This window comes from Gluconacetobacter diazotrophicus PA1 5 (assembly GCF_000021325.1).
Classification (GTDB): domain Bacteria; phylum Pseudomonadota; class Alphaproteobacteria; order Acetobacterales; family Acetobacteraceae; genus Gluconacetobacter; species Gluconacetobacter diazotrophicus.
This window is the reverse complement of record NC_011365.1, coordinates 3,602,388-3,623,511: the sequence shown is the minus strand read 5'-3', so window position 1 is coordinate 3,623,511 and position 21,124 is coordinate 3,602,388. Positions and strand designations below refer to the sequence as shown.

The following is a 21,124-nucleotide window of genomic DNA, read 5'->3' as shown; positions in this document are numbered from 1 at the left end:
CCCCGCGCCTTACAGGAAGAAGGAGCGGATCTGCTCCAGCGTCCTGGCCAGAGCGTCCACCTCCTCGCGCGTCGTATAGAGGCCGAAGCTGGCCCGCGCGGTGGCGGACAGCCCCAGGCGCCGCATCAGCGGTTCCGCGCAATGATGGCCGGCCCGGATCGCGATGCCGTTCCGGTCCAGCAGGGTGGCGATGTCATGCGGATGCACGTCGTCCATGGTGAACGAGATCACGCCGCCGCGTTCGACCGGCGACCCCACCACGTGCAGGCCGGGCACCTCGCCCAGCCGCCGCAGCGCATGGTCCAGCAGCGCGGATTCATGCGCCGCGATGGCGTCATATCCCACCGATTCGACGTAGGAGATGGCGGCCCCCAGCCCGATGGTCTCGATAATGGCGGGCGTGCCGGCCTCGAACTTGTGGGGCACGGTCGCCCAGCTCGATCCCTCGAACCGGACGGAGGAAATCATGTCGCCCCCGCCCAGGAAGGGCGGCATTTCCTCCAGCAGTTCGCGCCGCCCCCACAGCACGCCGATGCCCGTGGGGCCGTACAGCTTGTGCCCGGTGAAGGTGTAGAAATCGGCGTCGATCGCCCGCACGTCCACCCGGTGATGGACCACCATCTGGCTGCCGTCGAACAGCACCCGCGCACCGGCGGCATGCGCGATGTCCGCGATCTTGCGCGCCGGGGTGATGGTGCCCAGCACGTTGGACATGTGGGTGACGGCCACCAGCGCCACCTTGCCGTCATCCAGCAGCCGCGCCAGGGCATCCAGTTCCAGGTCGCCGGAATCGCTGATCGGCGCCACGCGCAGTTCGATGCCCGCGCGGTCGCGCAGCATCTGCCAGGGCACCAGGTTGGCGTGATGCTCCATTTCCGAGATCACGACCGCCTGGCCCGGACGCATCAGGCTGCCGAAGGAATGGGCGACCAGGTTGATCGCCTCGGTGCTGTTGCGCGTGAAGATGATTTCCTCGCGCGCCGCACCGATCAGGCCGGCGACCTGGTCGCGCACGCCCTCGTACGCGTCGGTGGTCCGCTCGCTCATCCAGTGCAGGCCGCGATGGATGTTGGCGTACTGGGTACGCATCGTCTCCGCCATCGCCTCGATGACCGGAAGCGGCTTCTGGGCCGAGGCCGCGCTGTCCAGGAAGACCAGCGGCTTGCCGTGCACCCTCTCGTTCAGGATCGGGAAATCGTCGCGGCGGGCGCGCAGGGCGTCGATCGGGTCGGGCATGACGGCGGGCGAGACATCCATGTTACGCGTCCTTCCGGTTCCACCAGGATTCGACCGCGCGATCCAGCACCGCGCGCAGGCTCTCGTCCCCGATCAATTCGACCGCATCGTGCAGGAAGGCCTTGACCAGGATGGCGCGGGCTTCATGCTCGGCCACGCCGCGGCTGCGGAGATAGAACAATTGATCCGGGTCCAGCGCCCCCACGGTCGCACCGTGGCTGCAGCGCACGTCGTCGGCATAGATTTCCAGTTCCGGCTTGGCGTCGATCTCGGCGGTATCGGACAGCAGCAGCGCCTGATTCATCTGGTAGCCGTCGGTCTTCTGCGCAATGCGTTCCACCAGGATCTTGCCCTGGAATACCCCGCGCGCATGGCCCGACAGCACATTCTTCACCGTCTGGCGCGAATTGCACGCCGGCGCCGCATGGGTGATGACGCTGGTCAGGTCGGCCACCTGCCGCCCGTCCAGCAGTTGCGCGCCGTTCACGTGCACGATCCCGCCTTCGGCCGCCAGCCGGGCGTGGACCTCGTGCCGCGCCAGCGAAGCGCCCAGGGTCAGGGTGAAACTGTCATAGCTGGCGCCCGCGCCGACTTCGGCGTGGATGACGGCCAGGTGCTGCGCCGCCGGGTCCTCGGCCTGCAGCTTGGCATGGATCAGGGCGGCATTATCCGCGACCGTGATGTCGAAGACCGGGTTGTGCAGGTAGGCCCCGCGCCCGACCGCGAGGTCCAGCACAGACAGGCGCGCGCCCTGGTCCAGCACGATACGGTGCCGGGGATGGACGGACAGCGGCGCGGAGTCCGCCACCGTCACCGACAGCAGCAGCATCCGCCCGGCATCGACGCCCGGCCCCACATGCAGCACCAGCCCGTCATCGGCCAGCAGCGTGTTCAGCGCCGTCGCGACATCGTCGTACGGCGGCAATTCGTCCCGCGCGGTCAGGCGCGTGACCGTCACGCCGTCGGGCAGGCGCGACAGCGCGGCATCGAACCGGCCATCGACCACGACGGCGCGCGGCAGGTCCGCATCCAGGGCGAACTCCCGCTCGGCCTCGGCCACGATGGCGTGGACCGCCGCCATGTCGGGCCGGGCCGGCGCGGCGGCGAAGGGAATGTCGGCCAGGGCCCGCAGCGAGGTGTATTTCCAGGCCTCGACCCCGGTGCGCGGCAGGCCCGAAGCCCGCAGCAGCGCGGCGGCGCGGTCGCGCGACGGGTTCGCGCCCGCCTGCCCGTCATACCGGGCCAGGAAGGACGCGGCGCTGGCGCCGGCGGTCCTGCCCCCCCGGGCGACCGCGTTCTCGGCGACCGCGTTCACGCGGCCTCCGCCAGGAAGCGGGCATAGCCCTGGGCCTCGAGTTGCTTCGCCAGTTCGGGACCGCCGCTGTGGATGATGCGCCCGCGCGCCATCACATGGATGCGGTCCGGGACGATATAGTCCAGCAGGCGCTGGTGATGGGTGATGACCAGGGCCGAGAAATCGGGCGCGCGCAGCGAATTGACGCCTTCGGCCACGATGCGCAGCGCATCGATGTCCAGTCCGCTGTCGGTTTCGTCCAGAATGGCGAAGGAGGGCTGCAGCATGCGCATCTGCAGCACTTCGTTGCGCTTCTTCTCGCCGCCCGAAAAGCCCACATTCACGTTGCGCTTCAGCATGTCGTCGGACATCGACAGATGCTTGGTTTCCTTGCGCACCGCCTTCAGGAAGGCCACCGCGTCCAGTTCGTCCTGGCCCCGGGCGCGGCGCACCGCGTTGACCGCCGTGCGCAGGAAATTCGCGTTGTTCACGCCGGGCAGTTCGACCGGCGCCTGGAAGGCCAGGAACAGGCCCAGCGCCGCGCGCGCCTCGGGGTCCAGCGCCAGCAGGTCCTGGCCCTTGAAGGTCGCGGTGCCGGCCGTCACCTCGTAATCCTCTCGCCCGGCCAGGACGTAGGACAGCGTGGACTTGCCCGACCCGTTGGGCCCCATGATCGCGTGGACCTCGCCCGCGGGGATGTCGAGATCGACGCCGCGCAGGATTTCCTTCTCCACTCCGCCATCCGAAATTCTGGCGCACAGGCCGGCGATCCGTACAAACTCGTTGCTCACGTCACTCATCTCCGTTCAGCCGACGCTGCCTTCCAGGCTGATCTGCAGCAATTTCTGGGCCTCGACCGCGAATTCCATCGGCAGTTCCTTCAGCACGTCCTTGCAGAACCCGTTGACGATCAGCCCCACCGCGTCCTCCTCGGACAGGCCGCGCTGGCGGCAATAGAACAGCTGGTCTTCCGAGATCTTGGACGTCGTCGCCTCGTGCTCGATCTTCGCCGACATGTTGCGGCTTTCGATGTAGGGCACGGTGTGCGCCCCGCATTGGTCGCCGATCAGCAGGCTGTCGCACTGGGTGAAGTTCCGCGACCCCGACGCCTTGGGCATCATCCGCACCAGGCCGCGATAGGTGCTGTCGGAATGGCCGGCGCTGATGGTCTTGGCGATGATCGTCGAACGGGTGTTCCGCCCGATATGGATCATCTTGGTCCCGGTATCGGCCTGCTGGTGGTTGTTGGTCACCGCGACCGAGTAGAACTCGCCCACCGCGCCGTCGCCCTGCAGGATGCACGACGGATATTTCCAGGTGATGGCCGAGCCGGTTTCGACCTGGGTCCAGGAAATCTTGGACCGCGCGCCCCGGCAGGCGCCGCGCTTGGTGACGAAATTATAGATCCCGCCCCGCCCGTTCTCGTCGCCCGGATACCAATTCTGGACGGTCGAATATTTGATCGACGCATCGTCCATCGCCACCAGTTCGACCACCGCCGCGTGCAGCTGGTTCTCGTCGCGCATCGGCGCGGTGCAGCCTTCCAGGTACGAGACCGAGGCTCCGTCCTCGACCACGATCAGCGTACGTTCGAACTGGCCGGTATTGCGCGCATTGATGCGGAAATAGGTCGACAGTTCCATCGGGCAGCGCACGCCCCTGGGCACGTAGACGAACGATCCGTCGGTGAAGACGGCGGAATTCAGCGCGGCATAGAAATTGTCGGCCACCGGCACCACGCTGCCCAGGTAGCGGCGCACCAGGTCGGGATGCTCGCGCACCGCCTCGGAGATCGGGCAGAAGATGACGCCGGCCTTGGCGAGGGTCTCGCGGAACGTGGTGACGACCGAGACGCTGTCGAACACGGCATCGACGGCGACGGGGGCGCGTGCCTCCTGCCCCTCGGGCACCTCGACGCCGGCCAGCAGCGCCTGCTCGTGCAGCGGGATGCCCAGCTTCTCGTAGGTGCGCAGCAGTTCGGGATCGACCTCGTCCAGCGATTTCGGGCCGGTCTTCTTCTTCGGCGCGGCATAGTAATGCGCGTCCTGGAAATCGATCGGCGGATGGCTGACCTTCGCCCAGGTCGGCTCGGGCATCGCCTGCCAGGCCTGGAACGCCTTCAGCCGCCATTCCAGCAGCCACTCGGGCTCCTGCTTGCGGTGCGAGATCAGGCGGATCGTGTCCTCGGTCAGGCCCTTGGGGGCCAGATCCATCTCGATCTCGGTCTCGAACCCCCATTTATAGGTGGATTGACCCAGGCCTTCGACCGTATCGCGGGTTTCGGCAACCGCTGGCATCTCTTTCCTCTCCCTCAGACCGCGACGGCCGGGCCGGCGCCGGATGTATCCTGGAGCCCGTGACGGCCCCCCTGCCCTTCGACGCATGGGCCCTGGACACCCTGGCCGTGCGCGCGCATGTCGGCCAGCGTGATCGCGGACAGGGCCCCGCGGATCGCATCGTTGACCGCATCCCATTGCCCGCACACGCCGCAGAACGGGCGCGTGTCGCACCCGCCGCCATCCACGCATGCCGTCAGCGAAATCGGCCCGTCCACGGCGGTAATGACCCGCGCCACGGAAATATCGTTCAACGGACGGGCCAGCCGGTATCCCCCCCGCGCGCCGCGCAGGGATACCACCAGGTCATGGACCGCCAGGATCTTCAGCACCTTGGCCACGGTCGGTTCGGGAATACCCGTCGCCTGCGACAGCGCGGGCGAGGTCATCACCTCGTCCTCCTGCGCCAGACGGACCAGGGCCACGACGGCATAGTCGGTCAGCTTCGACAGCTTCAGCATCCGCGCCCCTTTCCTACCCGGCCTGTGCGCCCCCGGCCTGTACGCCAGAGACATAACGGACCAAATCAGTCCTGATTTACCCAGATGCTTCGCCGCGACGCCAGCGTCAAGTGCAATCGGCGCAGTTCAGCACCCCTTTGGCCGCGCCACCGGCCGTACGATGCGGGCCGGCGATGCCGAGATCACCTTTTGGCGATAAGGGATATCGCCCCGCGGAGCGTCAGCCGGCGCCCCGGCCGAAGAGCAGTTGCAGCAGCAGCGACAGGCCCGCCCCGGCCAGGAAACCGACCAGCGTGCCGTTCAGCCTGACGAACTGCAGGTCCTTGCCGACCCGTAATTCCAGGCGCGACGACAGCAGGTCGGCATCCCATCCCGCCACCACCGAGGCGATGAAGCGCGACAGGCGTTCGCGCAGGAACGGCAGGCTGCCCAGGATCATGCGCCGCGCGGTGCCGACCATCCGCTCGCGCAATGCCGCATCGGTGCGCATCTGGTCGGCCAGGCGCAGCAGCGTGTCCTGGACGATCGACGCGGACCATCCGTCGGGGCGGCGCATGTCGGCCTCGATCATCACGCGCATCCGCCGCCAGACATCGCCGCTCCAGCCCCGGATACTGTCATGGGTCACCACGCCCATGATCGCGCCGGTGATGTCCCGGCGGCGTTCGGGATCGGTCTCGATCCGGTCGATCTCGCCACGGACCCAGTTCGTGAAGCTCTCGCGCAGTTCCGAGTTCTGGGGATCGACACGGTCCAGTTCCTGGTTCACCGCGACCAGGACCTTGGTCGCGATCGACCCGCCGATGGCCCAGCCCAGGACGCGGCCGCCCTGCTCGCGCACGCGGTCCTCGATCATCGCGCGCAGCGATGCCTCCTTGGCCTTCAGCCCGTCCTTCAGCCGGGCCAGCAGGAAGGACAGGACTTCCTGGTGGCGGTCGCCCTCGACCAGCGCGCGCAGGGTCCGCGCCACGATGGGGGCCACGTCCTCGCCGCCCAGGATCATGGGCATGATCCGCCCCATGGCCGATCCGGCACGGCCGTCCTCCAGCCGGTTCATCACCCCGGGGGCCGCGCCGGCCAGCATGCGGCTGACGGTCTCCGCCGTCGCGGGGTCGTCCAGCAGGCCGGCCACGATTTCCGGCAGGTCGATCCGGTCCAGCGCCGCGTTGACGTCGTCCTCGGTAAAGACATGGGTGGCGACAAAACGGCCCAGCGCCTCGCCCAGCCGGGCCTTCTGGGCCGGCAGGATGGCGGTATGGGGAATCGGCAGGCCCAGCGGATGGCGGAACAGCGCGGTGACGGCAAACCAGTCGGCCAGCCCGCCCACCACCCCGGCCTTGGCGCCGGACCGCAGGACATCCAGCCACAGCCCGTCCCCCACCAGGCCCGCGGCCGGCGCCGCGTATCCCGCGGCGGTCAGCACGCCCATCCCCGCCAGCAGTCCCGTGGCCGCGCGACGGTAGCGCCGCAGATTCAGCCAGGCTGCCCTGTCCGCTTCGGACAGCGTGTTCTCCGCAGTGGGGATCGTGTTCATCCCTCCGTGGATACCACCCCCCGCGCGCCGACCCAAGCACCCCCCACGCCGGCCACCGGTCACATTGATGCTGCCCGCGAAGGCCGCCCGGGGGGCCGCCCGGGGGACCGACAGCCCCGGTTTCGGCGAAATTCGGCGTGAAGTTGCCCCGGCAGACATTGCGATGGGAACGCGAACATGGAACCTTGCCGCCACGCACGGAATGGATGATTGGGCCCCGCGATGACCGATACCCCCACCCGCGATGCGGCAGAGATGCTGCTCGACCTTACGCGGCAAGCTGTCGCGGATCACGAGAACTCGTCATCGGGCAATCCCATCATCGCCCTGGCGCGCCGAATCGGCCGCCAGCTGACGGCCGGCACCCTGACCACCGACACGCTGGAACAGGTGGTGCGCCAGTTGCGCGACACGGCGTTCCGCGACCGGGCGGCGCGGCTGCATGCCTATGTCGGGGGCACGGATGACGCCGCCATCGCCGGGCGGATGCGCGGCGTGGCGCAGACCGTCGCCAGCGAACCCGGACCGGACGGCACCCCGCCGAATTTCGGGCATTTCCGCAAGAACCTGGAACGCAGCCGCTTCGCGGCCGTGTTCACCGCCCATCCGACCTTCGCCCTGGCCAACCCCGTCTATGACGTGCTGGCGACGCTGGCATCGTCCGATGACGGGCGTACCGGCACGGTGCCGGCCCTGGCCACCCACCGCCGCCCCGCCCCGCCGACGCTGGAGGAAGAATTCGCCCTGGCCTCGGCCGCGATCGTGCGCGGGCGCAACGCGCTGGACCGGCTGACCGGAATCCTGCTGGCCGAGGCCCGCACCCGCTGGCCCCACGAATGGTCGGTGCTGAGCCCCCGACCCGTGATCCTGACCACCTGGGTCGGGTACGACACGGACGGGCGGACCGATATCGGCTGGTGGGACACGATCCGCCTGCGGCTGCGCATGAAGCGCCTGCAGCTTGAACGGCTGCGCGACCAGATCACCCCGCTGCGCCCGGTGGCCGACGGGCTGCATGAACGCGTGGCCCGCGCGCTGGACGCGGTCACGGACCAGATCGAGGCCTGCCCCGTGGGCGCGGCGCCCGGCCCCGATTCCGTCGCCGCATTCGCCGCCGTGCTGATCGGCCGGCGCGAGGACGCGATCATGGGCGCCAGCGAACTGGCGTCCTCGTTCCAGGAAGCCATCGACACCGCGCCGCCGGACGACCGGATGGCCCTGGCCATCGCCCGGGCCGGCCTGATGGCCCACGGCATGGCCGCAGCCCACACCCATGTCCGGCTGAATTCGACGCAGATCCACAACGTCGCGCGCCAGCGCCTGGGCATCGACGACAGTCCCGAGATCCCGTCGCAGCGCCGCGCGCTGCTCAGCCGCATCAACGAGGCACTGGACCACGTCCAGCCGGTCAACATCGATTTCGGATCGCTGCTGGTCGAACAGGCGACGGCCGCGCGCCTGATGATGACGGTGCGCCAGATCGTGCGCCACATCGACCGCGAGAGCCCGGTCCGTTTCCTGATCGCCGAGACCGAGAGCGGCTATACGCTGCTGGCCGCCCTGTGGCTGGCCCGGACCTTCGGCATCGAGGAACATGTCGAGATCTCGCCGCTGTTCGAGACGCAGGAGGCGCTGGAGAACGGCGCCCATATCGTCGAGGAAGCGCTGCATTCCCCGCACTGGCGCGAGTATCTGCGCCGCACCGGCAAGCTGAGCCTGCAATTCGGCTATTCCGATTCCGGCCGCTATGTCGGGCAGCTGGCCGCGACCTACCTGATCGAGCGGCTGCGGCTGAAGATCTGCGAATTGCTGCGGCGCTGGAACCTGACGGATGTCGAGGTCATCCTGTTCGACACCCATGGCGAGAGCATCGGGCGCGGCGCGCATCCGTTCCGCCTGTCCGACCGGCTGGATTACCTGTCGCCGCTGCACGCCCGCGCCGTCTTCGCCGATGCCGGCCTGCGCATCCGCGAGGAAACGGCCTTCCAGGGCGGTGACGGCTATCTGCTGTTCGGCACCCAGGCGCTGGCCGACGCGACCATCAGCATCATCGCGTCGCATGTCTTCGCGCATACCGTGGTCGATCGCGACCCGGTCTATGACCAGCCCGATTTTTCGGCCGATTTCTTCTCGACCATCGGGGCCGGCATGGCCGGACTGGTCGAAGATCCGGGCTATGCCGCGCTGCTGGGCGCCTTCGGCCCGTCGCTGATCGACAAGACGGGGTCCCGCCCATCGGCCCGGCAGAGCGATTCCGGCGCCGCCGCCAGCCGCATCACCCACCCCAGCCAGCTCCGCGCCATTCCCAACAACGCCATCCTGCAGCAACTGGGCTGGTGCGCGAACACCATCCAGGGGCTGGGCACGGCCGCCGCCCGCCACCCCGAGACGTTCGAGGAATTCCTCAGCCGCAGCCCGCGCTTCCGCCGGGCGCTGGATTTCGCATCGCATGCGCTGGCGCATTCCGACGATACGGTACTGCGCGCCGTGGTCTACATGCTGGACCCCGACATGTGGCTGGACCGCGCCACCGCCGAGTCCGACCCCGCGCGGCGCGATGCCTACCTGGCGCTGATGCACGGGCTGGAGCGGCTGAATTTCTGGGCCAGCACCCAGGCCATGTTCCGCCGCATCCAGTCGGACCACCTGGCGCTGCGCCGCGCCTGGCAACAGGCCCCCGCCATGGGGGCCGAGGAAAAGCTGCTGCACGCGATCCGCATCGCCACCATCGAGCGGATCTGGCTGCTATCCACCCGCATTCCCTACTTTTCGCCGCGCAACGCCTTTTCGCGCGACGAACTGACGACGCGGGTGCTGTGCCTGGAAATTCCCGCCGCGCTGCGGGAGCTGGACTATATCTTCCCCTCGGTCACCGGCGGCGGACTGGACCTGGATTATCACGAGGACCACGGCCCACGGAACGAAGGGGCCTATATCCGCGAGCACGCCGAGATTTTCGAGCCGATGCTGCACCTGTTCAATCTGGTCCGTGAAACCGGCACGGCGATCATGCACCATGTCGGGGCCTTCGGCTGAACGCTTCGCCCGAACGCCGCACCCGCCGGACCTGGCAGGTGCGCGAGGCCGCGCCGCCGGTCGGGCAGCCGCTGGCGGCCGCACCCGGCATCCGGCGGATCGTCGCCCCCAATCCCGGAGCGATGACCGGGAACGGCACCAATTGCTGGCTGGTCGATCATCCCGGGGGCACCGCGATCATCGATCCCGGATCGGACGATCCCGCCCACCTGCACGCCATTCGCGCGGCGGCGGGTCCCGTCACGCATATCCTGCTGACCCATACGCATCGCGATCATCTGACGGGCGCGCGCCCCCTGGGGGCCGCGACAGGCGCGCCGGTCTGCGGCTTTCGCCACAGCGCCGTCGCCGATTTCACCCCCGATATCGCACTGGATGACGGCTCCGCCATCGCCGGCCTGACGGCCGTGCATACCCCCGGTCACGCCACCGACCATCTCTGCTTCGTCACGGCGGACGGCATCGTGTTCACCGGGGACCACATCATGGGCTGGTCCACGACGATGGTCCCCCCGGCCCCGCAGGGTTCGGTCCGCCAGTTCCTCGACGGGCTGGCGCGAATCGATGCGCTGGACGCGCGCCTGCTGCTGCCTGCCCATGGGCCCTCGATCACCGCCCCCGCCGCCTGCATCCGGGCCCTGATCGACCATCGCCTGACGCGCGAGGCCACCATCCTGGCGGCCCTGGATGCCGTCCCGGCCACGCTGGAGGACATGATGCGCCGCGTCTATCGCGCCGTGCCCCCGGCCCTGCATCGCGCGGCGGAGATGAACCTGCTGGCGCATCTGGAAAAATTGCGGGAGGACGGGCACGCGGTTCACGGGCATGATGGCTGGCGCGTCGCCCCCGGCCGCCCCGGCCGCGCGGGCAGCCCCCATCCGGCATAAGCCCGGTATTCCCCCCCTCTCCGGCCCCTGCGTGCCGGACGATCCTGTTCGGAGAGAGAGTTGAAGACACGCCTGTCGCTTTTGCTATCGGCCTCGCTGCTATGCCTGGGCCAGATGCCCGCCCGGGCCGATGACCGCGCCGATGCGCCCCATGCCGTCCACGCCCCCGCCCATGCCGCGCCGGCGGTGGAGCGGACCAGCAGCGGAACCGTGACGATCGGCGGCAAGACCATCGCCTATCAGGCCGTGGCGGGCACCCTGCTGGTACATCCGCAGAAATGGGACGATTCGGACGATATCGTCCATCAGGAGACCCCGGGCAGCGACGTCCACACCACCGACGGCAACCCCGACGCCACGGCGTCGATGTTCTATGTCGCCTATTTCCGCAAGGATGCCCGGCCCGAATCCCGGCCCATCACCTTCGTCTTCAACGGCGGGCCGGGATCGTCCTCGGTGTGGCTGCACATGGGCGCGTTCGGTCCGCGCCGGGTGGTGACCGCCGACGATACCCATACCCCCGCCAGCCCCTACCGGCTGATCGACAATCCGCAGAGCCTGCTGGACGCGACCGACCTGGTCTTCATCGACGCGCCCGGCACCGGCTTCGGCCGGATCACCGGCAAGGACAAGGAAAAGCAGTTCTGGGGCGTGGATGAGGACGCACAGGCCTTCACCAGCTTCGTCACCCAGTTCCTGGCGAAATTCGGCCGCTACAATTCGCCCAAATACCTGTTCGGCGAAAGCTACGGCACCATGCGGTCCGCCGTGTTGATCAACGATCTGCAGAACCAGGAAAACATCGATTTCAACGGCGTGATCCTGCTGTCGCAGATCCTCAGCTACGACAACAGCGTCGACCAGCCGACGCTGAATCCCGGCGAGGACGAACCCTTCGTCCTCGCCCTGCCGACCTATGCCGCCACGGCGTGGTACCATCACAAGCTGCCGCAGCAACCCGCCGACCTGAAGGCCTTCCTGGCCGAGGTCGAGCATTTCGCCAGCACGGACTATCTGGTGGCCCTGCAGCAGGGCGCGGCGCTGCCGCAGGCCGAGCGCGCGCGCATCATCGACCGGCTGCATGCCTATACCGGCCTGCCCGCCGATTATATCCGCCGGGCCGACCTGCGGATCGACGGCGGCGAGTTTTCCAAGACCCTGCAATCGGACAGCGACACGACCACCGGGCGGCTGGATACCCGCTTCTCGGGCCCCAGCCTGGACCCGCTGAGCCAGGAGGCCGGGTATGATCCGCAATCGACCTCGATCAGTTCGGCGTACGTGTCGCTGTTCAACGACTATGTGCGCAAGGTCCTGAATTATGGCGATGGGCTGGCCTACCGGGCGGAAATCGCCATCCCGCACTGGGATTTCCACCATGCCCCCGGCGGCCCCGACACCCCGGCCTCGGACGGGCCCGCCAACGTCATGCCGGACCTGGCACAGGCGCTGAAGACCAATCCGACGCTGAAGATCATGCTGAACGCCGGATATTTCGACCTCGCCACCCCGTATTACGAGGGGATCTACGAAATGCAGCATCTGCCGGTCCCGGCAGCGCTGCAGAAGAACATCGAATTCCAGCAATATCAGTCCGGGCACATGGTCTATGCCAACGTGCCGTCCCTGACGCAACTGCATGACAATATCGCGGATTTCATCCGGCGCACGGACAACCAGGCCGGGCCGCAATAAGGAAGACCCGGTCGTTTCTCCATAAAAAAAGCCGGCCCCGCGAGGGGCCGGCTTCTTTCGTTGCGATCCGGTCGGGATCAGGCCGACTTGGCCATGATCTCTTCGGCCACGTTGCGCGGCACCGGGTCGTAGTGATGGAACTGCATCGTGAAGGACGCACGGCCCTTCGTGATCGAACGCAGGTGCGAGATGTAGCCGAACATTTCCTTCAGCGGCACCTGCGCGCGGACCATGACGGTCGAGCCCGAGCTTTCCTGGTTCTGGATCATGCCGCGGCGACGGTTCAGGTCGCCCACCACGTCGCCGACATGGTCGTTCGGCGTCGTGACCTCGACATCCATGATCGGCTCCAGGATCACCGGGCCGGCCTTCTTCATGCCTTCACGGAAGCAGGCCTTGGCGGCGATTTCGAACGCCAGCGCCGAGGAGTCGACGTCATGGTACTTGCCGTCCAGCAGCGTGTACTTGAAGTCCACGGTCGGGAAGCCGGCCAGCACGCCCGTCGAGGCCTGCATGCGGATGCCCTTTTCGACCGCCGGAATGTATTCCTTCGGCACGGTGCCGCCGACGACCTTGTTCTCGAACTTGATCTCCTCGTTCCGCTCCAGCGGCGCGAACTCGATCTTCACTTCGGCGAACTGGCCCGAACCACCCGACTGCTTCTTGTGGGTGTAGGTCTCGACATGCGGCTGGGTGATCGTCTCGCGATAGGCCACCTGCGGCGCGCCGATGTTCGCATCCACGCCGTATTCGCGGCGCAGGCGGTCGATGATGATGTCCAGGTGCAACTCGCCCATGCCCGACAGGATGGTCTGGCCGGTTTCCTGGTCCGTCTTCAGGCGCAGCGAGGGGTCTTCACCCGCCAGCTTCTGCAGCGCCAGCGTCATCTTCTCGACGCCGTCCTTGGTCTTCGGCTCGACCGAGATGTCGATGACCGGCACCGGGAAGCTCATACGCTCCAGCACCACCGGATCGGCGGCATCGGCCAGCGTGTCACCGGTCTGCGTGTCCTTCAGGCCCACGAACGCGGCGATGTCGCCGGCGTGGACTTCCTTCACTTCCTGGCGCTTGTCGGCGTGCATCTGGAAGATGCGGCCGATACGCTCCTTGTGGCCCTTCGTGGTGTTCAGGACCGAATCGCCCGAACGCAGCACGCCGCGATAGACGCGCACGAAGGTCAGGGTGCCGTACTTGTCGTTGATGATCTTGAACGCCAGGCCGGCGAACTTGCCGTCCGGATCGACCGGGATGATCGGCAGCTTGTTCTCGTCGACCTCTTCGTCCTCGGGCGGCGCGATGCGGATGCCCTCGACATCGTCAGGCGCCGGCAGGAAGTCGATGACCGCGTCCAGCAGCGGCTGCACGCCCTTGTTCTTGAAGGCCGTGCCGCACAGGACGGGACGGAACTCACCCGAGATCGTGCCCTTCTTGATGCAGCGCTTCAGGGTCGCGACATCGACGTCGCCGTTCTCGAAATACTCCTCCATCGCCTTCTCGTCGACGGACAGGGCGGTGTCGAGCAGTTCCTGACGGGCTTCCTTGGCCTTTTCCAGCAGGTCGGCCGGGATTTCCTCGTCATGGTACTTCGCGCCCAGCTCACCGCCTTCCCAGACAATGGCCTTCATCTCGACCAGGTCGACCACGCCGACGAAGTTTTCCTCGGCCCCGATCGGCAGCTGGAGCGGAATCGCGACGATGTCCAGCTTCTCCTTCAGCGTGTCGAACGCGCGGTAGAAGTCGGCGCCGGTGCGGTCCAGCTTGTTGATGAAGATGATGCGCGGAACGTTGTAGCGGTCCGCCAGGCGCCAGTTGGTCTCGGACTGCGGCTGCACGCCGGCCACGCCCTCGATGATGAACACCGCGCCGTCGAGCACGCGCAGGCTGCGGTTCACCTCGATGTTGAAATCGATGTGGCCAGGGGTGTCGATGATGTTGATGCGGCGACCATTCCATTCGCAGGTGACGGCGGCCGAGGTGATCGTGATGCCACGCTCGCGTTCCTGGTCCATGTAGTCGGTCGTGGTGTTGCCCTCATGGACCTCACCGATCTTGTGAGAGACGCCGGTGTAATACAGAATCCGCTCGGTGGTCGTGGTCTTGCCGGCATCGATGTGCGCGGTGATGCCGATATTGCGAATCAGCGAAAGATCGGACTTTTCGGACACGGGGGAACCTCCACAAAACAATTCAGGCGCGAACGGAACCCTTCCCCTCGCGCCTGCCGGAGCCGGAAGCTGCCCCCGCCCCGAAACCGGGGTTCCGGAAGATGCAGACCGGCGAAATAGACAGTTGGGCCTGACATGCGTCAGGCGCCTGGAACATGCAAGCCCGGTTCGACCGAAAAGTCGCGCCGGGCCCGATGCCGGAACCTTACGCCGTGGCTTCGGCCTTCTTTTCCTTGGCGCGCAGGATGCGGCGCTTCAGGGCCTGGGCCTCGGTCGGCAGCTTGCGGTTCGGGGTCGACAGCAGGAACGCGTCCAGACCACCGTTATGCTCGACCGTGCGGATGCCGTTGGTGCTGAGGCGCAGACGCACGGCGCTGCCCAGGATATCGGACAGCAGGGACGTTTCCTGCAGGTTGGGCAGGAAACGGCGGCGGCTCTTGTTGTTGGCGTGGCTGACGTTATTTCCCGTCAGCACGCCCTTGCCCGTGATCTGGCAACGGCGAGACATGGTATCATCCTCGGATAACTGGGGCCGAGGCAAGATGCCCGGCAACGATCGTCAAGATTAGGCGCGGCTTATGGCCAAGGTAGCGGGGTCCGTCAAGCCGAAAGGAACGATTCGAGGCATTTTCGCCCGATTCACCCTCCCCTTGCCGCCCCCCGGCCGCCCTGCGCTATTCGGGCCGGGACACCGCGTCGCGGTCGGGATGCAGGTCGCCCGAGCGGACGCTGTGCATGGCGTTTTCCAGCATGGCCAGCATCGTGGCCTGGTTCATCGTCCGGGCCAGCAGGCCCAGCGAGCCACCCAGCAGGGCGGAGGCGATGGCGATGGGCGGCAGATTCTCGCCCAGCATGTATTCGATGGCCTTGTCGACCACCGCGCCGCAATGGCTCAGTTCCTCGGGCACCGATCCGTCCTGGCCCAGGGTGGGGTCTTCACCCGGGGTGGGGCCCTGTGTCTCGGTCATCTCACGCTCTCCCTCGTTCTTTCACGACCGTCCGCGCGGCCGCATGGCGGCGCAAGGTGCCCCCGTTCACGCCGGAAGGCCAGCCCCGCTATACTTCCTCGTCCTCGCGCTCCTCGGCCTGGGCCGCCCACATGCGGGCATAAAGTCCGTCGCGGGCCAGCAGGCTGCGATGGGTACCGCGTTCCTGGATCACGCCCTCTCCCATCACAAGGATTTCATCCGCATCGACCACGGTCGACAGACGGTGGGCGATGATGACGGTCGTCCGCTCGGCCGAAACCGTGCGCAGCGCGGTCTGGATTTCCTGTTCGGTGTGGGTGTCCAGCGCGCTGGTGGCCTCGTCCAGGATCAGGATGCGCGGGTTCTTCAGGATGGTGCGCGCGATGGCCACGCGCTGCTTCTCGCCCCCCGACAGCTTCAGCCCGCGCTCGCCCACCCGGGTCGCGTATCCGTCTGGCAGGCTGACGATGAAATCATGGATCTGCGCCAGCCGGGCCGCGTGCTCGATCTCGTCCCGCGACGCCCCCAGGCGGCCATAGGCGATGTTGTAGCCGATCGTGTCGTTGAACAGCACCGTATCCTGCGGCACCACGCCGATCGCCGCCCGCAGCGCCGCCTGGGCGTAGTCGCGCACGTCGTGCCCGTCCACCACGATCCGGCCCGAACTGACGTCATAGAAACGGAACAGCAGGCGGCTGATGGTCGATTTGCCCGCGCCGGTGGGGCCGACGATGGCCACCCGGCCGCCCGCCGGAACACTGAAGCTGACATCGTGCAGGATCTCGCGGTCCGGCCGGTAGGCGAAGCGGACATGCTCGAAGCGGATCGCCGCCGCCGGTGCCTCGTCCAGCCGGGCGGGCAGGCCGATCGAATCCGGCCGGTCGACGATTTCGGGCGTTTCGTCGGTCAGCCGGAACATCTGCTCCAGGTCCACCAGCGCCGTCCGCAGCGACGAATAGATGCTGCCCAGGAAATTCAGCGGCAGGTAGAGCTGCATCAGGTAGGTATTGACCAGCACGAACCGCCCGACCGTCAGCCGCCCCTGCGCCACGTCGTGCGCCGCCAGCAGCATGACCAGGGTCAGCGTCACCGCGATGATGGCCGCCTGCCCGAAATTCAGCCCGTTCAGCGATACCTGGGTCCGCACGGCGGCGCGTTCGTAGCGGCGCTGGGCCTCCTCGTACCGGTGGCTTTCATGCTCCTCGTTGCCGAAATACTTGACCGTCTCGTAGTTCAGCAGGCTGTCCAGCGCCTTCCAGCTTGCCTCGGTATTGATGTCGTTCATCACGCGCCGGATGCCGATGCGCCAGGACGTGAAGCTGACCGTGAAGCCGACATAGGCCGCGACCGCGGCCAGCATGATGACGGCATAGCGCCAGTCGAACAGGCGCCAGATGACCGCGATGACCATCAGCGCCTCGATCAGCGTGGGCACCACATTGAAGACGCCGACGCGCAGGATCGTTTCGATCGCCTCGGTCCCGCGTGCGATGGCCTGGGTCACGCCACCCGACTGGCGGTCCAGGTGGAAGCGCAGCGACAGGGCATGCATGTGCCGGAAGCTGCGGATGGCCGCGGCGCAACTGATGCGGCAGCGCACCGGGGCGAACAGCGCGTCCCGCCATTCCCCCAGGCCGGCCGACAGCAGCCGCAGCAGCCCGTACCCGCCGATCAGCGCCAGCGGGATGGCCGCCACGCCGGCACCGTCCAGGCCGTGCAGCGCATCGACCACCCGGCTGTAGAGATACGGCACGCAGATCGTCGCGACCTTGGCGGCGATCAGCAGGGCGCATGCCCCCGCCACGCGCAGGCGGGTGCGGGGATCGTCGCGGGGCCAGAGATAGGGCAGCAGCGCGCGCAGGGTCTCGCGCACCGGGCGTTCCGGCGCGCGCCCGGTATGGGATGGGGGCGGTGTCATGCCACTGGATGTGGCATGCGCGCGTTGATTTGCAAACAGCGTGCCACACGACGGGGGCCGGAAAGCGGCATTGTCACGATCGGACCCGCCCGGTATGGCAGGCACACGCATCAGGAGCAGACCGGCATGACATCGGACGCCGCTTCCTTTTTCCGGCACCTTGAATCCTGCAACACGGCCCGCCTGCCCGGGGACCGCACGCCCTTCCGGTTCGGCAGCCAGAAGGCGGACGAGGCGCCCTCCGGCTGGATTGCCCCCGCCCTGGTTCCGGAACTGGAGCGGCTCGGCCTGCCCCGGCGCGCGGGCGCGCTGGTGCTGGACGACCCGGCCCGGCTGGAATCGCTGGGCGACGACCTGGCGGTGTCCGGCCTCTACCGCTCGCATCACGAACTGTTCGATGTCGCGCCCACGGCCGACGGGCCGGCGATCGCACGGATCGACCGGGGGGCGCTGCCGCTGTTCGGGCTGATCGCGCATGGCGTGCACATGAACGGGCTGGTCCGGCGCGCGGACGGGCTGCATCTGTGGACGGGGCGCCGTGCGATGGACAAGCGCCTGGACCCGGGCAAGCTGGACCATCTGGTCGCCGGCGGCATTCCGGCCGGCCACACCCCGGAACAGGCGCTGCACAAGGAAGCGGCGGAAGAAGCCAGCATTCCCCCTGACCTGATCGCCCGGGCCGTGCCCACGGCGCGCATCCGCTACGCCATGGAACGGCCCGAGGGCCTGCGCCGCGACGTGCTGCATTGCTACGACCTGGACCTGCCGCCCGACTTCACGCCCGCTCCCGCGGACGGCGAGGTCGAATTCTTCACGCTGATCCCCCTGCGCGAGGCATACCGGATCGTGCGGGACAGCGACGAGTTCAAGTTCAACGTCAACCTGGTCCTGATCGACCTGTTCCTGCGCCACGGCATGATCGACCCGGATAGTGTGGAGGGACGCCGGCTGCGCGCGGGGCTGGACGGACGCGACACTCCGGCCTTCGCATGAGGGCGATACCGATCCTTGGCCTGCTGGTCCTCGCCACGCTGGCAGGCTGCGCGCCCGCGTCCCGGGACGAGGCCCTGTGCGCCCGTTTCGGCGCGCATCGGGGAATCGAGATCTCGCTGCTGTTCGGCCTGACCCGACCCGATGGCGGTGTGGTCACCGACGCCGAATGGGCCGATTTCCTGCGGCGCGAGGTCACCCCGCGCTTCCCGGACGGGCTGAGCGTGTTCCAGGCCATGGGCCAGTGGCGGGACCGGGTCAGCGGCCAGGTAACCGCCGAGCCGTCGCGCATCGTCTGGATCGCCGCCGACGCCTCCGCGCCGGACCTGAGGGCGCGGCTGGACGCCATCCGCGCGGGCTATCGGCATGATTTCCAGCAACAATCGGTGGGTCTTACGATCCGCGGCGGGTGCCAGACGTTCTGAGCGTCTGTCGCACCCGCGAGCGGTCGGGTATGGTCTTGAGCCAATACCGGCCCCGCCCCCGGCGGACAGCGATGGAGAGGATGCACGATGACCACCCCCCCGGTCGCCCGCACGGACCCCCAGACGATCACGCAGCTCGGCCGGGTCCGCATCGACGAATATGGGTGGATGAAGGACGAGAACTGGCAGGCCGTCCTGCGCGACCCATCGGTGCTGCGCGCGGACATCGCGGCGCACCTGCGGGCCGAGAACGCCTACACCGCCGCCATCCTGGCCCCGACCGAATCCCTGCAGGCCACCATCGCCGCCGAGATGAAGGCCCGCATCCGCGAGGATGATACCTATCCCGCGCTGCCGCACGGTCCCTGGCGCTATTACATGCGCTACGCGGCCGGCGCCCAGCACCCGATCCATGCCCGCCACCCCGAGGGCCGGCCCGAGGCCGAGACGATCCTGCTGGACGTGGACCGGATGGCGAAGGAGCACGAGTATTTCGCCGTCGCCACAGCGACCCACAGCCCCGACCACCTGCTGTTCGCCCATGCCGAGGACAATCAGGGGTCCGAGGTCTATCGCGTCGTCATCAGCGACATCGCGCGCGGCACGCCGGTCGGGCCGGCGATCGAAAACTGCAGCGGCAATTTCGCGTTTTCGTCCGACGCGCGGCATCTGTTCTGGACCTGGCGGGACGCGCATGGCCGCCCGACGAAGATCTTTCGCCGCCGCATCGGCACCGACGAGGACGTGCTGGTCTACGAGGAAACGGACCCCGGCTTCTTCATCGGGGTCGAGGCCAGCCGCTCCGGACGCTGGATCGTCATTTCGGCCAGCAACCAGGACACGTCCGAATCCTGGCTGATCCCCGGCGGCAATCCCGAGGCGGCGGCCGCGTGCGTCGAGCCGCGCCGCACCGGCGTGCTCTACAGCCTCAGCCACTGGGGGGACCGCTTCGCGATCCTGACCAACACCGACGGCGCCGTCGATTTCAAGCTGATGGAAGCGCCCGATACCACCCCGGGGCGGGCGCACTGGCGCGACCTGGTCCCGCACCTGCCCGGCCGCTACATCACCGACTGCATGGCCTTTTCCGGGCATCTGGTCTGGCGCGAGCGCCGGGATGCCAACACCGCGCTGGTCGTCCGCCGCGTCGACGGGACCGAGCATGTCCTGTCATCGGACGAGGACGCCTATGTCCTGTCCTTCTCGGGGTCCTTCGAATACGACACGCGCGAATTGCGCTATGTCTACCAGTCGCCGACCACGCCCCGGCAATGGTACGCCTATGACATGGACAGCCGTACCCGCCACCTGCTGAAGACGCAGGAGGTACCGTCGGGACACGACCCGCGCGATTACAGATGCTGGCGCCTGACCGCCACCGCCCTGGACGGGACGCAGGTGCCGATCACCGTGCTGGGGCGGCACGGCACGCCCATCGACGGCTCCGCCCCCCTGCTGCTCTATGGTTACGGCTCGTACGGCCATGCGATCGAACCGACCTTTTCCACTGGGGTCTTCAGCCTGGTGGACCGGGGATGGTTCTACGCCATCGCCCATGTGCGCGGCGGGTCGGAAAAGGGCTGGAACTGGTTCCTGGGCGGACGGGGCCGCAACAAGCCCAACAGCTTCACCGATTTCATCGCCTGCGCCGAACACCTGATCGCGGACGGCTTCACCGGGGCGGGACGGATCGTGACGGACGGGCGTTCCGCCGGCGGGATGGTCATGGGGGCGATCGCCAACATGCGCCCCGACCTGTTCGCGGGAATCGTCGCCGTGGTGCCGTTCGTGGACGAGCTGAACACGATGTCGGACACCAGCCTGCCGCTGACGCCGCCGGAATGGCCGGAATGGGGCAATCCGCTGGAAGATGAAGCGGCCTACGACCTGATCGCCAGCTATGCCGCCTATGAACAGGTGGCGCCGCGCCCGTATCCGGCGATCCTGGCCATCGGCGGCCTGTCGGACCCGCGCGTGACCTACTGGGAACCGGCGAAATGGATCGCCCGGCTGCGCGCGCACACGACGTCGTCCCGCCCGCTGCTGCTGCGCATCAACATGGAGGCCGGGCATGGCGGCGCGTCCGGCCGCTTCGACGCATTGAAGGAGGCCGCCCTGATCCAGGCCTTCGCCATCTGGGCGGTGGATACGACCGACCATACGAGAACCGAATGAGCGA

Annotated in this window: 16 protein-coding genes; 6 read left to right on the top strand and 10 right to left on the bottom strand. The window is 67.7% G+C overall.

What is annotated here, in order from left to right; genetic code table 11:
* Nucleotides 1-9: 9 nt before the first annotated feature.
* The 6 genes from GDIA_RS16630 to GDIA_RS16605 form a co-directional block, all read right to left on the bottom strand.
* Nucleotides 10-1,257 carry a cysteine desulfurase gene (locus GDIA_RS16630; RefSeq protein ID WP_012227377.1) on the bottom strand — a complete coding sequence of 416 codons (1,248 nt, stop codon included), beginning with the start codon at nt 1,255-1,257 and terminating at the stop codon, nt 10-12.
* A 1-nt stretch (nt 1,258) separates the two neighbouring features.
* Nucleotides 1,259-2,551 carry a Fe-S cluster assembly protein SufD gene (sufD, locus tag GDIA_RS16625; RefSeq protein WP_012554880.1) on the bottom strand — a complete coding sequence of 431 codons (1,293 nt, stop codon included), beginning with the start codon at nt 2,549-2,551 and terminating at the stop codon, nt 1,259-1,261.
* Nucleotides 2,548-3,330: a Fe-S cluster assembly ATPase SufC gene (sufC, locus tag GDIA_RS16620; protein WP_173363384.1), complete on the bottom strand. Its 783-nt coding sequence runs from the start codon at nt 3,328-3,330 to the stop codon at nt 2,548-2,550. Before sufC ends, sufD begins: the two co-directional genes overlap by 4 nt.
* Nucleotides 3,331-3,336: 6 nt before the next feature.
* Nucleotides 3,337-4,827: a Fe-S cluster assembly protein SufB gene (gene sufB / locus GDIA_RS16615; protein ID WP_012554878.1), complete on the bottom strand. Its 1,491-nt coding sequence runs from the start codon at nt 4,825-4,827 to the stop codon at nt 3,337-3,339.
* A 14-nt stretch (nt 4,828-4,841) separates the two neighbouring features.
* Entirely contained in the window at nt 4,842-5,327 is a 486-nt protein-coding gene (locus GDIA_RS16610) for an SUF system Fe-S cluster assembly regulator (protein WP_012227385.1), read from the bottom strand.
* Nucleotides 5,328-5,547: 220 nt separating this feature from the next.
* Nucleotides 5,548-6,861, bottom strand: a complete 1,314-nt coding sequence (locus GDIA_RS16605) for a DUF445 domain-containing protein (protein WP_012554877.1) — start codon at nt 6,859-6,861, stop codon at nt 5,548-5,550.
* A gap of 222 nt (nt 6,862-7,083) precedes the next feature.
* Between GDIA_RS16605 and GDIA_RS16600 the strand changes: the two genes are divergently transcribed.
* From GDIA_RS16600 to GDIA_RS16590, 3 genes are read left to right on the top strand one after another with little or no spacing between them, the layout of a single operon-like run.
* Nucleotides 7,084-9,897 carry a phosphoenolpyruvate carboxylase gene (locus GDIA_RS16600; protein WP_012554876.1) on the top strand — a complete coding sequence of 938 codons (2,814 nt, stop codon included), beginning with the start codon at nt 7,084-7,086 and terminating at the stop codon, nt 9,895-9,897.
* 38 nt (nt 9,898-9,935) lie between these two features.
* Nucleotides 9,936-10,784, top strand: a complete 849-nt coding sequence (locus GDIA_RS16595) for an MBL fold metallo-hydrolase (RefSeq protein ID WP_012227390.1) — start codon at nt 9,936-9,938, stop codon at nt 10,782-10,784.
* 60 nt (nt 10,785-10,844) lie between these two features.
* Nucleotides 10,845-12,479: a S10 family peptidase gene (locus tag GDIA_RS16590; protein WP_012554875.1), complete on the top strand. Its 1,635-nt coding sequence runs from the start codon at nt 10,845-10,847 to the stop codon at nt 12,477-12,479.
* A 77-nt stretch (nt 12,480-12,556) separates the two neighbouring features.
* Here GDIA_RS16590 and fusA read toward each other — a convergent pair whose 3' ends face one another.
* The 4 genes from fusA to GDIA_RS16570 all read right to left on the bottom strand — a co-directional run bounded on the left by fusA (nt 12,557) and on the right by GDIA_RS16570 (nt 17,530).
* Entirely contained in the window at nt 12,557-14,644 is a 2,088-nt protein-coding gene (gene fusA / locus GDIA_RS16585) for an elongation factor G (protein WP_012554874.1), read from the bottom strand.
* A gap of 205 nt (nt 14,645-14,849) precedes the next feature.
* Nucleotides 14,850-15,152 carry a 50S ribosomal protein L28 gene (gene rpmB / locus GDIA_RS16580; protein ID WP_012227397.1) on the bottom strand — a complete coding sequence of 101 codons (303 nt, stop codon included), beginning with the start codon at nt 15,150-15,152 and terminating at the stop codon, nt 14,850-14,852.
* A gap of 166 nt (nt 15,153-15,318) precedes the next feature.
* The gene (locus GDIA_RS16575) at nt 15,319-15,612 is read right to left on the bottom strand and encodes a hypothetical protein (protein ID WP_012554873.1); all 294 of its coding nucleotides are present in this window, start codon (nt 15,610-15,612) and stop codon (nt 15,319-15,321) included.
* Between the two features lie 88 nt (nt 15,613-15,700).
* A complete protein-coding gene (locus GDIA_RS16570; protein ID WP_012227400.1) occupies nt 15,701-17,530 on the bottom strand; it encodes an ABCB family ABC transporter ATP-binding protein/permease in 1,830 nt (609 codons plus the stop codon).
* Between the two features lie 126 nt (nt 17,531-17,656).
* Here GDIA_RS16570 and GDIA_RS16565 point away from each other — a divergent pair, with 126 nt between their 5' ends.
* The 3 genes from GDIA_RS16565 (at nt 17,657) to GDIA_RS16555 (ending at nt 21,120) form a co-directional block, all read left to right on the top strand.
* Nucleotides 17,657-18,523 (top strand): NUDIX hydrolase, encoded by an 867-nt coding sequence (locus tag GDIA_RS16565; protein ID WP_012554872.1) that lies wholly within the window; start codon nt 17,657-17,659, stop codon nt 18,521-18,523.
* Nucleotides 18,520-18,945, top strand: coding sequence for a DUF3574 domain-containing protein (locus tag GDIA_RS16560; RefSeq protein ID WP_012227403.1), 426 nt, complete (start codon nt 18,520-18,522; stop codon nt 18,943-18,945). Before GDIA_RS16565 ends, GDIA_RS16560 begins: the two co-directional genes overlap by 4 nt.
* 87 nt (nt 18,946-19,032) lie before the next feature.
* On the top strand, nt 19,033-21,120 hold the full coding sequence (locus tag GDIA_RS16555) for a S9 family peptidase (RefSeq protein ID WP_012554871.1): 2,088 nt from the start codon (nt 19,033-19,035) through the stop codon (nt 21,118-21,120).
* Nucleotides 21,121-21,124: the final 4 nt, after the last annotated feature.